Annotated in this window: 13 protein-coding genes; 6 read left to right on the top strand and 7 right to left on the bottom strand. The window is 71.6% G+C overall.

Features of this window, described 5'->3' with window-relative positions:
- The first annotated feature begins 30 nt into the window (after positions 1-30).
- Positions 31-918: a LysR family transcriptional regulator gene (locus tag QFZ76_RS43090; RefSeq protein WP_266450813.1), complete on the top strand. Its 888-nt coding sequence runs from the start codon at positions 31-33 to the stop codon at positions 916-918.
- Between the two features lie 18 nt (positions 919-936).
- Here QFZ76_RS43090 and QFZ76_RS43085 read toward each other — a convergent pair whose 3' ends face one another.
- The 4 genes from QFZ76_RS43085 to QFZ76_RS43070 all read right to left on the bottom strand — a co-directional run bounded on the left by QFZ76_RS43085 (position 937) and on the right by QFZ76_RS43070 (position 6,582).
- Complete coding sequence (locus QFZ76_RS43085) at positions 937-2,277, bottom strand: protein kinase (RefSeq protein WP_307678780.1); 1,341 nt, start codon at positions 2,275-2,277, stop codon at positions 937-939.
- A 153-nt stretch (positions 2,278-2,430) separates the two neighbouring features.
- Positions 2,431-4,566 carry a bifunctional diguanylate cyclase/phosphodiesterase gene (locus tag QFZ76_RS43080; RefSeq protein ID WP_307678779.1) on the bottom strand — a complete coding sequence of 712 codons (2,136 nt, stop codon included), beginning with the start codon at positions 4,564-4,566 and terminating at the stop codon, positions 2,431-2,433.
- On the bottom strand, positions 4,563-5,375 hold the full coding sequence (locus QFZ76_RS43075; RefSeq protein ID WP_307678778.1) for an SAM-dependent methyltransferase: 813 nt from the start codon (positions 5,373-5,375) through the stop codon (positions 4,563-4,565). Before QFZ76_RS43075 ends, QFZ76_RS43080 begins: the two co-directional genes overlap by 4 nt.
- Positions 5,376-5,607: 232 nt before the next feature.
- The gene (locus QFZ76_RS43070) at positions 5,608-6,582 is read right to left on the bottom strand and encodes an SCO0930 family lipoprotein (RefSeq protein ID WP_307678777.1); all 975 of its coding nucleotides are present in this window, start codon (positions 6,580-6,582) and stop codon (positions 5,608-5,610) included.
- Positions 6,583-6,997: 415 nt separating this feature from the next.
- Here QFZ76_RS43070 and QFZ76_RS43065 point away from each other — a divergent pair, with 415 nt between their 5' ends.
- From QFZ76_RS43065 to QFZ76_RS43055, 3 genes are all read left to right on the top strand, one after another.
- Positions 6,998-7,243, top strand: a complete 246-nt coding sequence (locus QFZ76_RS43065) for a hypothetical protein (RefSeq protein ID WP_307678776.1) — start codon at positions 6,998-7,000, stop codon at positions 7,241-7,243.
- Positions 7,244-7,415: 172 nt separating this feature from the next.
- Entirely contained in the window at positions 7,416-8,180 is a 765-nt protein-coding gene (locus tag QFZ76_RS43060; RefSeq protein WP_307678775.1) for a hypothetical protein, read from the top strand.
- Between the two features lie 243 nt (positions 8,181-8,423).
- Complete coding sequence (locus tag QFZ76_RS43055) at positions 8,424-8,939, top strand: hypothetical protein (protein WP_307678774.1); 516 nt, start codon at positions 8,424-8,426, stop codon at positions 8,937-8,939.
- 138 nt (positions 8,940-9,077) lie between these two features.
- Here QFZ76_RS43055 and QFZ76_RS43050 read toward each other — a convergent pair whose 3' ends face one another.
- On the bottom strand, positions 9,078-9,575 hold the full coding sequence (locus QFZ76_RS43050; protein WP_307678773.1) for a hypothetical protein: 498 nt from the start codon (positions 9,573-9,575) through the stop codon (positions 9,078-9,080).
- A gap of 333 nt (positions 9,576-9,908) precedes the next feature.
- On the opposite strand from QFZ76_RS43050, the gene QFZ76_RS43045 reads away from it, so the two are divergent.
- Positions 9,909-10,580 (top strand): class F sortase, encoded by a 672-nt coding sequence (locus QFZ76_RS43045; protein ID WP_307678772.1) that lies wholly within the window; start codon positions 9,909-9,911, stop codon positions 10,578-10,580.
- Between the two features lie 33 nt (positions 10,581-10,613).
- Here QFZ76_RS43045 and QFZ76_RS43040 read toward each other — a convergent pair whose 3' ends face one another.
- Positions 10,614-11,462: a polysaccharide deacetylase family protein gene (locus QFZ76_RS43040; protein WP_307678771.1), complete on the bottom strand. Its 849-nt coding sequence runs from the start codon at positions 11,460-11,462 to the stop codon at positions 10,614-10,616.
- 493 nt (positions 11,463-11,955) lie between these two features.
- Here QFZ76_RS43040 and QFZ76_RS43035 point away from each other — a divergent pair, with 493 nt between their 5' ends.
- Positions 11,956-12,420: a universal stress protein gene (locus QFZ76_RS43035; RefSeq protein ID WP_307678770.1), complete on the top strand. Its 465-nt coding sequence runs from the start codon at positions 11,956-11,958 to the stop codon at positions 12,418-12,420.
- A gap of 14 nt (positions 12,421-12,434) precedes the next feature.
- Here the strand turns inward: QFZ76_RS43035 and QFZ76_RS43030 are convergent, their stop codons facing one another.
- Entirely contained in the window at positions 12,435-13,451 is a 1,017-nt protein-coding gene (locus QFZ76_RS43030; protein ID WP_307678769.1) for a 2-oxoglutarate and iron-dependent oxygenase domain-containing protein, read from the bottom strand.
- Positions 13,452-13,485: the final 34 nt, after the last annotated feature.

The following is a 13,485-nucleotide window of genomic DNA, read 5'->3' as shown; positions in this document are numbered from 1 at the left end:
GATTCCATAGCCTACGGCTATCGTAGGCCCATGCAGTTCCAGCAGCTCCAGTACTTCGTGGCCGTCGCCGAGACCCGGCACTTCACCCGCGCCGCCGAACTCGTCCATGTCGCCCAGCCGTCCCTGTCGCAGCAGATCAAGGCGCTGGAGCGGGAGTTGGGCGCGGATCTGTTCCTGCGGGCGCGCGGCAACATCACGCTCACCGACGCGGGCGAGGCCCTGCTGCCGCTGGCCCGGCGCATCCTCGCCGACGCGGACACCGCCCGGCACGAGGTGCTGGAGCTGGTGCAGCTGCGCAGCGGCCGGGTCCGGCTGGGCGCGACCCCGAGCCTGTGCACGGGTCTGCTGCCGGACGTGCTGCGCGCCTTCCACGACCGCTACCCGGGCATCCGGCTGCTGATCGAGGAGGGCGGCTCGCACGATCTCGTACGGGAACTGGCGCGCGGCGCCCTCGACCTGGCCCTGGTCGTCCTCCCGCTGCCGACGCCCTCCCCCGCGCTGACGACGGTGGAGCTGCTGCGCGAGGACCTGGTGGTCGTCTCGTCTCCGGAGGCACCGGCGCCGGGCGGCCCGGGCCGGCGCACGGTCCGGATCGCCGACCTGGAGGGCGAACGCCTGGTGATGTTCCGGCACGGCTACGACCTGCGCGAGCTGACCGTGGCGGCGTGCCGCGCCGAGGGCTTCGAGCCGGACTTCGCGGTGGAGGGCGGGGAGATGGACGCGGTGCTGGGCTTCGTACGGGCGGGGCTCGGCGTGGCCGTCGTGCCGCGGATGGTGGCGACGCGGTCCGGGCGCGGGCTGCGGGTCACTCCGCTGGCCCGGCCCGGACTGCATCGGATCATCGCCCTCGCACACCGCAGCGACGTGGCTCCGCCGCGGGCGGCACGGGAGCTGCAGCGGATGCTGCTGGAGCGCTGAGCCGTCGCCCGGCCGTCGCTATCGGTCGCGATAGAGGTGCCTGTTCGACCGACGCCTGTTCCGCACATGTACGAACGTTGCGCTGCCGACCGTCAGGATGAGGGCCGCCCACCAGGGCAGCAGCAGGACGGTCACCACCATCATGATCGCCCCGACCGTGAGGGGCTCGTCCCTACGGGACCTGGGCCGGGGCGGCGGCGCCGGCGCCGGCGTCCGTGAGACGGCGCGCTCGCGGCGGTTCGGCTGCGGAGGCCGGGCATCGGCCCAACCCCGCCAGGCGGGGCGGTGCGGGGCCGCACTCCCGGGATCCGAGGGGATCGGCGGACGCGAGGCCGCGGTGCCGCGGTCCAGCCGGGTCGGGGGATGTGAGGCCGCCGGCCTGGGTGAGGGGGGTGTGACCCGGGTCCGGGCGTCGGCCTCGTGCGGCGCGTCCGCGCGCGGGCTCCTGCGCGGAGGTGGCGCAGGCGGCGGTGTGGCGGAGCCTTCGCCGCCCAGTTCTTCCAACCGCTCCCGCACGTCTCGCGCGGTCTGCGGACGGTCGTCCGGGCTCTTGGCGAGCAGGGCGAGAATCAGCGCGTCCCAGCCCGTCGGCAGCTCCGCGCGCAACCGGCGCGGCGGGGTGGGCGGTTCGTCGATGTGCTTGCGCAACAGCGGGTACACGGAGGGCGCTTCGAACGGCAGCCGCCCGGTGACCAGCTCGTAGAGTATGCAGCCCAGCGAGTAGAGATCGCTGCGCTCGTCGACCGGCCGGTCCGGGTCCGCCCGGATCTGCTCCGGCGACATGTAGGCGGGCGTGCCCAGCGACGTTCCCGTGGCGGTCAGTGCCGTCGGAGCCCCGGTGCCGTCGAGGAAACGGGCGATACCGAAGTCCAGCACCTTGACCTGACTGTCGTCCTCGCCCGCCTCGCCCCTGGTCACCAGTACGTTCGCCGGTTTCATGTCCCGGTGCACCACCCCGGCCGCATGAGCCGCCACCAGCGCCTTGGACATCTGGCTCCCCCAGCGGCACGCGTCGTCCAGCCGCGGCAGCCGGCCGGCCCCCTGGATCAGCCGGTCCAGCGGCCGACCGTGCAGCAACTCCATCACGAGGTACGGCAGTTCCGGTCCGCCGTCGAGGGCGGCCGTCCCGATGTCGTGCACCGTGACGATGTGCCGGCTCGACAGCCTCGCCACGACCTGGGCCTCCTGGACGAACCGCGCCACGGCCTTCGGGTCCTGGACCTGACCGAGCTGGGTGATCCGCTTGACGGCGACCTCGCGGCGCAGTCGCTCGTCGTGGGCGCGCCACACCTCCCCCATCCCCCCGGCACCGATCCGGTCGGCCAGTAGGTAACGCCCGTCCAGCAACCGCTCCGCCATCCGCCCCTCCACCGGTCAGGTGCGCATGATGTCCCGGTGACACACAGCGGCGCAAAGCAGCAGGTCAGACCATTCGCACAGCCGTCTGTGCGACATTCACACCGGGGCCTTTCGTTCGAGTGGACGGCCCGATGCGCGGGTCACATGTTCAGGTCAGCCCGTCGCGTCCACCAGCGCCAGCTCGTGCAGCCGCTCGGGCGGGCCCGGGCGGGCGTAGTACCAGCCCTGGGCGGTGTCGCAGCCCAGTATCCGCAGTTGTTCGGCCTGGGCGCCGGTCTCCACGCCCTCCACCGTCACCGCGAGGTTCAGGCTGTGGGCGAGGGAGACGATCCCCTCGACGATCTTGAGGTCGACGGGGTCGGCCGGGAACTGCTGCATGCTCTGGGTGAAGGAGCGGTCCAGCTTGAGGATGCTCACCGGCAGACGGCGCAGGTTGGCCAGGTTCGAGTAGCCGGTGCCGAAGTCGTCCAGGGCGATGTCGACGCCCATCTCGGCGAGCCGCCGCAGCGGCTTCAGCAGATCGTCGTCGGCGCCGATCAGCGCCGACTCGGTGACCTCCAGGCAGAGCGCGTCGGGTTCGACGCCCATCCGCTCCAGGATGTCGACGGTGTCCTGCACCAGGCCGGGATGAGTGAGCTGGCACGGCGAGAGGTTGACGTTGATCCGCATCGGAACCGCCGCGTCGTGCCGTTCCCGCCACTCCCGGGCCTGGCGCACCGACTGCTCCAGGACCCAGCGGCCGAGCGGAACGATCAGCCCGGTGTGCTCGGCGAGCGGGATGAACCGGTCGGGCCCCAGCACTCCGTGCTGCGGATGCAGCCAGCGCACCAGCGCCTCGGCCCCGCGCACGCTGCCGTCGCCGAGGTGGACCAGCGGCTGGTACTCGATGAAGAACTCGCCCCGGTCCAGGGCCGTCGGCAGCGCCGTGGTCAGCCCGTGCCGGGTGATGGCGCGGGCGTCGGCCTCCGGGTCGGCGAGCTCGAAGCGGTTGCCGCCCGCCGACTTGGCCCGGTACATGGTGATGTCGGCACTGCGCAGCACCTCCGCCGGGCTGCGCTCCCCCGCCGGGCCCTCGACGATGCCGATGCTGCCGCGCACGGTCAGCTCACGGCCGTCGACGCTGATCGGGGCGACCATCGCGTTCATGATGCGCGCGGCGAGCTCGTCGACCTCGCGCTCGGTGTCGGGCCCGGTGGTCAGCGCCACGAACTCGTCGCCGCCGAGCCGGGCGACCATCTCGCCGGGCGCGGTCGCGCAGGACTGCAGCCGGTCGGCGACCTCGACGAGCAGCCGGTCGCCGGCCGCGTGCCCGAGGCTGTCGTTGATGGTCTTGAAGCCGTCGAGATCGAGGTAGCACAGCCCGAACCGCTGGCCCTTCCCGGCGCCCAGTGCCTTCTCCAGGCGCTCGAAGAAGAAGGTGCGGTTGGGCAGGCCGGTGAGCGCGTCGTGGGTGGCCTCGTAGCGCAGCCGCAGGTTGAGCAGGCGGCGCTCGGTGGTGTCCTCCATGAGGGCCAGCTGGTACTGCGGGTTGCCGTCGGCGTCGCGCAGCAGGGAGACCGTCAGGTTGGTCCACAGGACCGTTCCGTCGGGGCGGTGGAAGGCCTTCTCCGTGTGGTAGTGCTCGCGGTCGCCGCGGACGAGTTCCTCGTAGAGCTTCCAGGTCTGGGGGGCGTCCTCGGCGTGCGTCCACTCCATGACGTTGCGGTCACGCATGGTCTGTTCGGAGACGCCGAACATGCGCAGCAGCGCTCCGTTGACCTGGAGGACGTTGCCTTCGAGGTCGGCCATGCCGATGCCTATGGCCGCACCCTCGAACACCGCGCGGAAACGGGCCTCGGTCGCGTGCAGCGCCTGGGCGACCACGCCCTGCGCCTGCAACGCCGCCTGCGCGATGGCCTCCTGCTCGGCCAGCGTCCGCTCGCGCAGCGCCTGGGCGAACCCGGCGGCCATGGCGTGCTGCAGCCGCGCGGCGCGCGCCCGCAGATCCTCCTGGACGCCGTCCTCGCCGCAGTAGAGGACCAGGTAGGCGTCCACGCAGTCCAGGGTGCGGCTCAGCGCCTCCGGGTCGGTGCAGTGCACGGAGACCAGGGCGGCGCCCACCGCCTTCGCCTCGTCCGCGTCGTAGGTCCTGGCCTTGAGCGCCTCGCTCAACCGCCGGGCCAGCGGCAGCAGTTGCTGTTCGAACTCGGGCCGGGTCGCGGACGTCGAGGTCACCGGGAACACGGCCCGGCTCCAGATCGTCGCGAACCGCCGCAGTCTGTCCTCGGGCCCGTCCGGTTCCGCGCTCACGCTGTACGCCCCACGCCCGCGAACCCGGAGAACGCGTACGGATCCTCGTCCTCCGGTGCGGTGTCCGGCCGCCAGTGCGGCATCGCCACGAGTCCGGGCTCCACCATGTCGTACCCCTCGAAGAACCGCGCGATCTCCTCGCGCGAGCGCATGATCAGCGGATTGCGAATGTCCTTGTACACGTCCACCGCGCCCTCCGCCCGTTCCGCCGGCAACGGGATTCCCTCGTACGAGGCATGCGTCAGGAGCAGCAGGCTGCCGGGCGCGAGCGCGTCGCGCAGTTCGGCCACCGCTGTGTACGGGTCGTCCGCGTCTTCCACGAAGTGCAGTATGGCAACGAGAAGCAGCGCCACTGGCCGGTTCAGGTCGATCAGCCGCTGTACTTCGGGGCTCGCGAGGATCTCCTGGGGCTTGCGGAAGTCGGCCGCGACCACGCCCGCGCCCTCGTTGCCCGCGAGGACCGCCTCGCTGTGCGCCACCGCCACCGGGTCGTGGTCGACGTACACCACGTGCGCGTCGCCACACGCCGCCTGGGCCACCTCGTGGACGCTTCCGAAGGTCGGGATGCCCGAGCCGATGTCCAGGAACTGGGTGATGCCCTCGTCGACGGCGAAGCTCACCGCGCGGCGCATGAACGCCCGGTTCGCCTGCATGATCTTGGGCAGACCCGGCATGAACTCCATGGCCTTGCGGGCCGCTTCCCGGTCGACCTCGAAGTTGTGCGAACCGCCCAGGTAGTAGTCGTAGATGCGCGAAACGCTCGGCACCGAGATGTCGATGCTTCGTGGGGCCCAGGCGGGACGCTCCATCTATCTCTCCAAGGCGTAGGCGATCCGGTGTTCGAGCAGAGGCTACTGATCGCCCGCCAATGGAGCGAGCAGAAACGGAAATTGACCGTCCGTTCCCGGTCACTGCCTGCGGCACGTGCCGAATTGATGCCCCGCCGCATCCGTCACGAAAAGTGCGGTGAACGACGGCAAACCGGTCCGCCCCCTCCGTGCGGCGCGGAGGGGGCGGACCGGTTGATCGGATACGCCGTTTCTACTGCTCGGGCGCTCCGACCGGCTTGCCGTCGGGTGCCACGGCGTACCAGGTGCCGCCGACGCCCTGGCCGTTGGTGTCACCGGGCTTCTTGTCACCGGCGAAGGTGTAGATCGGCACGCAGTCGATGGACTGCTGCTTGATGCCGTCGGGGCGGTCGAAGACCACATAGCCCCGGTTGGGCGTGGATCCCTGCAGATCGATGCCCTTGGTGTCGTTCGCGTCAACCGGTGCGACGACGGGCCACTTGTCCAGGCAGTCGCCGGTGCACTTGGTGGACATCGGCCACTGCGTGTCCTTCATGAAGCGGTAGACCGTGTGGCCGTTCTTGTCGATGACGATCTCACCGAGCTTGGCGTCCTTGCGCGTCGACAGCCCAGGCAGGTCGGCGGCGACGTTCTTCGCCTTCTTGCCGTCGGGGGCCAGCGCGTACCACTTGCCGCCCACGCCCTGCCCGGCGACGTCGCCGGCCTTGGTGTCCTTCGCGTAGCGGTACGCCGGCCAGCCGCCGATGGTCAGCTGCTTGGTGCCGTCGGCGCGGGTGACCTCGCCGAGCTGCGCCGCGTCGACACCGGAGCCGGCCTCCGCGTCGTCCGCGGGAACCGGCGGCCAGGCGGTGGCACAGTCGCCGTTGCAGTTGGACTTCGGCGGTTCGGCCGTGTCCTCGTCGAAGCGATAGAGGGTCAGGCCCGCGCTGTCGGTCAGCACGCTGCCGAGTTCCGCGTTGGTGGACACGTTCAGTTCGCCCGCGGTGGACGCCTGGGCCGCTGCGCCCTGCCCGGCCTCCGGAGCGCTCGTGCCGGAAGCGGTACCGGTACCGATGCCGCCCACGGTGTAGTCGCCCGCCGCGGCCGTCGCGCCGACGTTCTGGCTGCCGGTCGACGGTGTGCCGCCTTCCTGGCCGCACGCGGTCGTCAGCGCCAGCACGGCCGCAGCGCTCGCCACGAGTGAGGCGCTCCGCCAGGAGGTCTTCATCGTCAACTCCCCATACTTTCAAAGGTGTTGCAACGCCCTGCTGCGCCGCTGCACGACCATGGGTACGCACGGGGCCCACGGTTGTGTTCAAACGCCTCGAACATTTCTTTTCGAAACCTGTGACTCCGGGGTTCCCTCTTTCGGGGCAATCCCCTCGTGGCCGGGCGTGCCAGGGCCCGCCAGGCCTCATGATCTCCGTCGTGCATCGACCCGAACCGACCCAACCCGCCCCTGCCATACGGGCGTTTGCCCTGTTGGCACTGACGTGGCTGCTCGTGGGCGCCCCGGCCGAGGTGGCCGTGGCCGACGCCTGCGCCTCCGCCTCGACGGGGCCGGGCGGCACGCAGGCGGTGGCGGTCGCCGGCGGCCTCACCTGGCCGACTCCCCCGGCCTGCCCACCGCCTCCCCCTCCGCCGTGCCCGACCCTCACACCCACGCCCACCCCCACTCCTACGCCCACCCCGACTCCACCGAAGCCCACGCCCACTCCGGCACCCACGCCGCCGAAGCCGACCCCGACGCCCGAGCCGCCGCCGGCGCCACCACCGGCACCGCAGCCGGCGCCACCCCGTCCGCAACCGACCCCCACACCGACTCCGCCCCCGCCCCCGCCTCCGCCGCCCCCGTCCCCCACTCCCACTCCGTCGGCGAAGCCCACTGAGCGCCCCTCCGCCGCTCCGGTCACCTATCCGCGGTACACGGCGCGCCACCCCCGCGAACGAACGGCCCACGGCGCCACGTCGCCGGTCACCTACGTCCTGCTCATCACCGTCCCCGCGGTGATCGCCGTCGCCGCCCTGCGGCCGCGCTAGTACTGATCATGGAGGCACCCGTTGCCGGAATGGCTTGTTCTCACCCTCGCGATGCTGGCCGCCTGCGTCGTGGTGGTCGTCATCACCGTCGTACGGGACCGCAGGGCGCCCGAGGACGAGGACCCCAGCGAGACGCCGGACGTCATCGAGTACATGACGATGTGGATCGGCGTGGTGTACGCCATCGTCCTGGGTCTGGCCATCGCGGGAGTCTGGGAGGCGCGCAGCGCGGCGCAGGACCACGTCCAGGCGGAGGCGCAGGCGCTGCACGAGATCTCGGAGCGGGTCCGGGTCTATCCGGCCGACGCCCGTGACCGTATTCGGGGCGATGTCAACGCCTATGTCGGACACGTCGTCACCACCGAGTGGGAGTGGATGGCCGACAAGGGTCAGGTCACCGAGCGGGGCACCCAGCTCCTGCAGCAGGTCCGCGCGGACGTCACCGACTACCAGCCGAAGACCGACTTCGAGGCCCAGGCCTACCAGCCGGTCCTCGACCAGATGGCCGCCGCGGACCAGGCGCGCAACGCCCGGGCGGACTCGGCCGCGCCCACCATGCCGGGCGTGGTGTGGTTCGGACTGATCGGCGGCGGTGTCGTCACGATCGGGATGATCTTCGCGCTGCAGATCCGGCGTACGGCACGCGAGCTGGTCCTCGCCGGGCTGTTCTCCGCGCTGATCGCCTTCCTGCTCTTCCTGATCTGGGACTTCGACGCGCCCTACAGCCGGGGCATCACCGCGTCGGCCGACCCGTTCCTGAGCCTCTTCCCGGGCATCAAGGGCTGACGGCACCGTCACGCCCGCCGACAGGTCCTCACCACAGAGTCGGCCGGGGGAGCGCCCGGCACGCCGCCGCCGTCCCCCGGCCGCAGGAACGCGGTAGCCCGAGCGGCCCACACGCTTGCCCCATTCGCGCGACTGCGATCGCCAAGACGCACACCTGTTCCTAGCGTTTCGGTCATCGAGGTGCATTTCCGGCGCAAGCGGAAAAGGTCCGCGCCTGCTCCTCGGGGACCCGGAGGATTCATCATGCGCGCGATACGCGTCGCTTCGGCCGCACTGCTGGGCGTGAGCGCCCTGACCGTCACCGGCTGCGTCGCCCAGGCGAGCGCCGAGAGCTCCGGCTTCCGGGTCGCCGTCCTGCCCTCGACCATCGCGGCCGGCGGACAGGTGGCCCTGCGGGCGACCGGCTGCGACCAGGACGTGCTCGTCACCTCCGGCGTCTTCGACGACGTCACCATCCGCAGGGGCCAGACGTCGGCCACGGCCATGGTCGACTGGGACGCCAAACCGGGCGCCCTGTACGAGGTGACGTTCCACTGCGGCACCTTCTGGCAGAACGCCACGCTGACCATCGCCGGCGACCGCCCGGTCCCGCCGACTCCGGTGCCGGTGCACCCGAGCCGGGGTGTGCACGCCGGTGAGGGCGGCAGCTTCGCCGGGTTCGACCTCAAGGAGATCGGCCTGGGAGCCGCGCTCATCGCGGGGTCGGTCGGGGCGGCGTACCACTTCTCCCGTCGCCGCACCGACGAGGACGGCGCCTGACCGCACCGCCCGTCCGCGTCATCCGCGCAGGCCTTCGCCCCGGATCCCTGAAGAAGGGACCGGGGCGAAGGCCTGCGCACGTGCTATCCGTTGTCTCCGAAGGGGGGAGGCCGGATCAGGTGCCGGGCTCGCGGAGCGTCAGATCCGCTTCTCGGACCGGCGGCGCATCCAGAACACCCCGCCGCCGACGACGGCCGCGGCCACGAGCCCGCCGCCGATGGCGATGTCGGTCGGGGTCGCCCCGGTGGAGCTGCTGCCGCCGATACCGCCCTGGACACCACCGATGACGGTGAAGGCGACCGGGTTCGTCAGCGTCTGGCCGTTGCAGTTGACCGTGATGCTGTGCGAGCCGGGGCGGGCGTTGTTGTTGATCGTCGCGGTTCCCTTCGCCGTCTGGTTGGCGCCGTGGATCGGCTTGAGCGTTGTGCTCGGGAACGCGTCCGAGGTCATGGTGCCGCCGGTGGGGCAGTTGTCGACGGTGACGGTCAGCTGCCCGCCGCGGGCGATGACGCTGGGCAGGGCGACGATGTTGCTGGGGCCGACGCCCATGCCGTCCCGGGCGACGGCCGCGGGGGCGGCGAGCCCGAGAGCGGCGACGGCGGCGCCTGCGGCCGCCAGGGCACGAGTAGTACGCATGTGATCCTCCGCGGGAGGCGCCCCGGGAACCGTCCCCGGTCGATCGGCGAGAAAACGCCTCCCAGACAGACCCTCAGATGCCGTGCGCGGACCCGCATTTCGGGAATGGTCCGTCCTGGTGAGCGGACACGCCGAGCGACAAGCACACAATCGGATATCACCGCAGGTCACGGACCGTCAGAAAATTCCTTTCCGCGGCAACTCGGATGGCGCACCAAGGGCTGCGCGGGCCACCCGTTCGCGTCCGTCCCGTCGCCGGTTTCGCGCGCGGCACTTAGCGTTCTCGTATGCGCGAACAGACGTGGCGACGGCCGCGTCGAGAGGGGAAGTCGAATGTCTGCGTCCGAGCTGGCCGAATTGGCCGAAGAGGAGGAGCGGCGCAAGAAGCGTGCTCCCTGGGGCGTGATAGCGCTTGTTCTGCTGACCGGCCTCGCGCTCATTCGCAATGGTTCGGGGGAGTTCGACGTCGGGCCGCCGCAGCCCGCGTCGGCGGCCGCGGCGGACAGCCGGCTGCCCGGCGGCACCTTCGCCGCGGCACCCGAGCCGCTGCCGTACTCCATCCCCGACCGGGTCAGGCTCCCCGCTATCCAGGTCGACGCGCCGGTCATCCCGGTGGGTCTGGACGCGGACGGCTGGGTGGCCGCGCCACCGCCGGAGGACCCGAACCTGGCCGGCTGGTTCACCGGCGGCGTCTCCCCCGGCGAGAAGGGCACCGCGGTCGTCGTCGGCCACGTCGACAACCAGCAGGGCCCCGCCGTGTTCTACGGACTCGGAGCCCTGAAAAAGGGAAATGCCGTCGAGATCGCGCGCACGGACGGAAAGACGGCCGTGTTCGAGATCTACGGCATCGAGGTGTTCGAGAAGAACAACTTCCCCGGCGACCGTGTCTACGGTTCCAAGGGCAGCCCCGAATTGCGGGTCATCACCTGCGGCGGCGGTTTCTCCAAGCAGAGCGGTTACAACGGTAATGTCGTCGCCTTCGCCCGCCTGGTCGAGGTCCGCTGAGCGTTCCCCGACCCGGCGGGCGGTGCGGCCCGGTCAGGTGTGCTGCCGCCGCGGGACGGTGATGTGGTAGCCGGAATCCAGCAGATTCGGCAGATAGTCGCGCAGCGCTCTGACACTCTGGGTGCGGTCGCCCCCGGCGTCGTGCGAGAGCACCACGACCCCGGGGGCGGCGCCGTGCTCCACGCGTTTGACGATCCTCCGGGTGCCGGGGGTGGTCCAGTCGAGGGTGTCGACGGTCCAGGCCAGCGGTTCCATGCCGAGTTCGGCGCCGAGTTGGAAAGCGGCGCGGTTCCAGGCTCCGTAGGGTGCGCGGAACCACACGGGCCGCTCGCCGTACGCCTTCTCGATGACGTCGCAGGTGCGTTCCATCTCCGAGCGGATCCGCCCGCGGCTCAGGCGGGTGAGCAGCGGGTGGGACCAGGTGTGGTTGCCGACGGCGTGTCCCTCGTCGGCCATGCGGGCCAGCAGGTCCGGATTGTCGGCCGCCATCTCCCCGCACACGAAGAACATCGCGCGGACCTCGTACTCCGCCAGGGTGTCCAGGATGTCCGGGGTGTAGCGGGGGTCGGGCCCGTCGTCGAAGGTCAGCACCATGGAGCGGCCGCGCCCGGACACGCGCAGGAGCGGCTCGTGCCGTACCAGGCTCCGGTGGGAGGCGGTCCGTGGCGGGCCGTAGCCGGTCAGGGGCTGGAGGCGGTAGGCGGAGGGCGTGAGCGCGCGGCGGGCCGGGAGGCCGGCGGCGGGGGCCGCGGGCCGGACCGGCTCCTCGCCGGTGACCGCCGCCAGCACTCCGGCCGTGCCTGCCGCCGCGCAGGCCGCGGCGCCGGCGAGCAACGCCCGGCGCCGGGTGAGCAGCCGGGTGAGCAACTGATCCTTCGTCATGACTCATCAGTCGCCCAAGGCGGACCCGACGCACCACAGCAACACCGGGGCGGCGGCACGATTCCACCCGCCCGGCCCACCAGCGCGGGGCGCGGCCTCACCCACTCGGCGGAGTCGTGACACCTCGGCAGCGGCGGCGTACCCGTGAGAAGGACAACGTCTCATGGGTCGTCAGAAGGCCCGGATCCGAACGGATGCGGACCTGCTCGGGCAGGTCCGCATCCGGTTCTCCGGGCCCGGCCCCGTCCCCTCCGTCGGGGCCGAGCGCCGAGGGCGACGGCAGGCCTTCGCCGGCGGCCGGCCGATGCCCGCCCTTCGGGTGCCCCTTTCCTCGGACTTTGCGCAACGACGGTACGGGGACGAAGGCTTCGGCGGTCGCGGGGCGGCCGGCACGGTGACAGGCGTGGCCCGACTGCGGGAACAGTCCGGCCCGCTCGACCGTCGAGACGTCCCGGCGGGGGTGGGACCTGCGGTTTCCGATAGCCTCACAGCCGTGACGGAACAGCAGCACTCGCAGGGGTTCGAGCGGGGAACGGACGGCCCCAAGGTCATCGTGGTCGGCGTGGACGGCTCCGACTCATCGCTCCGCGCCGCGGCATATGCCGGCGGCCTGGCCCGGCGCCAGCACGCGTTGCTGGCGGTCGTGTACGTGCAGCCGATGCTCGCGGGAGGCGCGGCGCTCGGGGCGCCGGTCGCCGACACGACCGACGCGATCGCCGAGGACCTGGTGGCGCAGATCCGGCACGCGACCGAGCAGACCCGCGGGATATTCGACGTGCGCTGGGAGTTCCACACCTTCCGCGGCGACCCCTACAACGGTCTGGTGAAGGCGGCGGACGACCTCAAGGCGGACGCGGTGGTGGTGGGCGCCTCCGAGCAGGCCGGCCACCGGATCATCGGCTCGGTCGCGGTGCGGCTGGTGAAGGCGGGGCGGTGGCCGGTGACGGTGGTGCCGTAGGCGGACGCGGGGGCTCAGGCCGGCGCGTCTTCACGGAGCCGGTCCAGGATCTTCAGCCGCCCCTCGGCCTCGATACGAGCCGTCGTTACTCGGTTCGGGTAGCACCGCATGAACATGTTCGTGAAGTGGGTGCCGTAGTGGATGAACTCGTCGGTGCCGGCGTCGGTGAGAGGGCGGGCCACCGCGTTGAAGGCCGGCTCGTGGAAGTAGGCGAGGGTGTAGCGCTCGCGCTCGGCCAGGCGGACCTTGTGCGGGGTGGACAGCAGGGCGCCGCCGGTCATGAACTGCATGATGTCGCCGGGGAAGACCGTGAAGACGGCCGGGACCGGGGCGACGTAGGTCCAGGGCTCGGCGTGTTCGTACCGGCCCGCCATGGACTCGCCGGGCAGCCAGTTCCGGCCGCGCTCCTCGCCGGGTACGGGCGGGCGGACGTAGAGGCCGCCGACGTCGTCCTGGGCGGCGATGACCAGCAGGCCGTAGTCGGTGTGGGCACCGATGCCGCGCTCGGAGGTGGCCGCGGCGGGCGGGAAGCGCAGTACGCGCATGTGGTGCCAGCCGTCCTCGGTGAGGCGGGTGAAGCGGTCGGTGTCCCGCCGGCCCAGGCCCAGGGCCGTCAGCCGCAGCAGGCGGTGGCCGATCTCCCCGACGGCGGCCAGGTAGTCCTTCATGGCCCGGGCGTAGGCGGGTGAGGGCCAGGGGGCGGGGCCGTGACAGGGCCACCGCTCGATGACGCGCGGGTCGTCGGCGGGGATGTCGGGGCAGACGGTGAAGATCTCCGAGCCGTCCCGCTCCCCCGCCGTCTCCTCCTCGCCGGATGCCACATAGCCGCTGTAGGTCAGGTCCGAGACGTGGGCGGCCTTCTCCTTGAGGGGTCTGCCGCAGAAGGCCCGGGAGGCCGCCAACGCCCGTGCGGTGGCGGCCTGTTGGGTCGCGGTGGCGCTGATCTGGAAGATGCCGTCCGACTGCCAGGCCGAGACGAGGGCCCTGCCGAGGGTGCGGTCCGCCTCGCTGCCGTCGACAGCGGGCGGCAAGCGGAATGTCCTCAACGGCGTCGGGATTCGTTGG

This window comes from Streptomyces sp. V4I2 (assembly GCF_030817655.1).
GTDB classification, from domain to species: Bacteria; Actinomycetota; Actinomycetes; order Streptomycetales; family Streptomycetaceae; genus Streptomyces; species Streptomyces plumbiresistens.
Note: the sequence above shows the minus strand (reverse complement) of the source record. Positions and strands in the feature narration are given on the sequence as shown.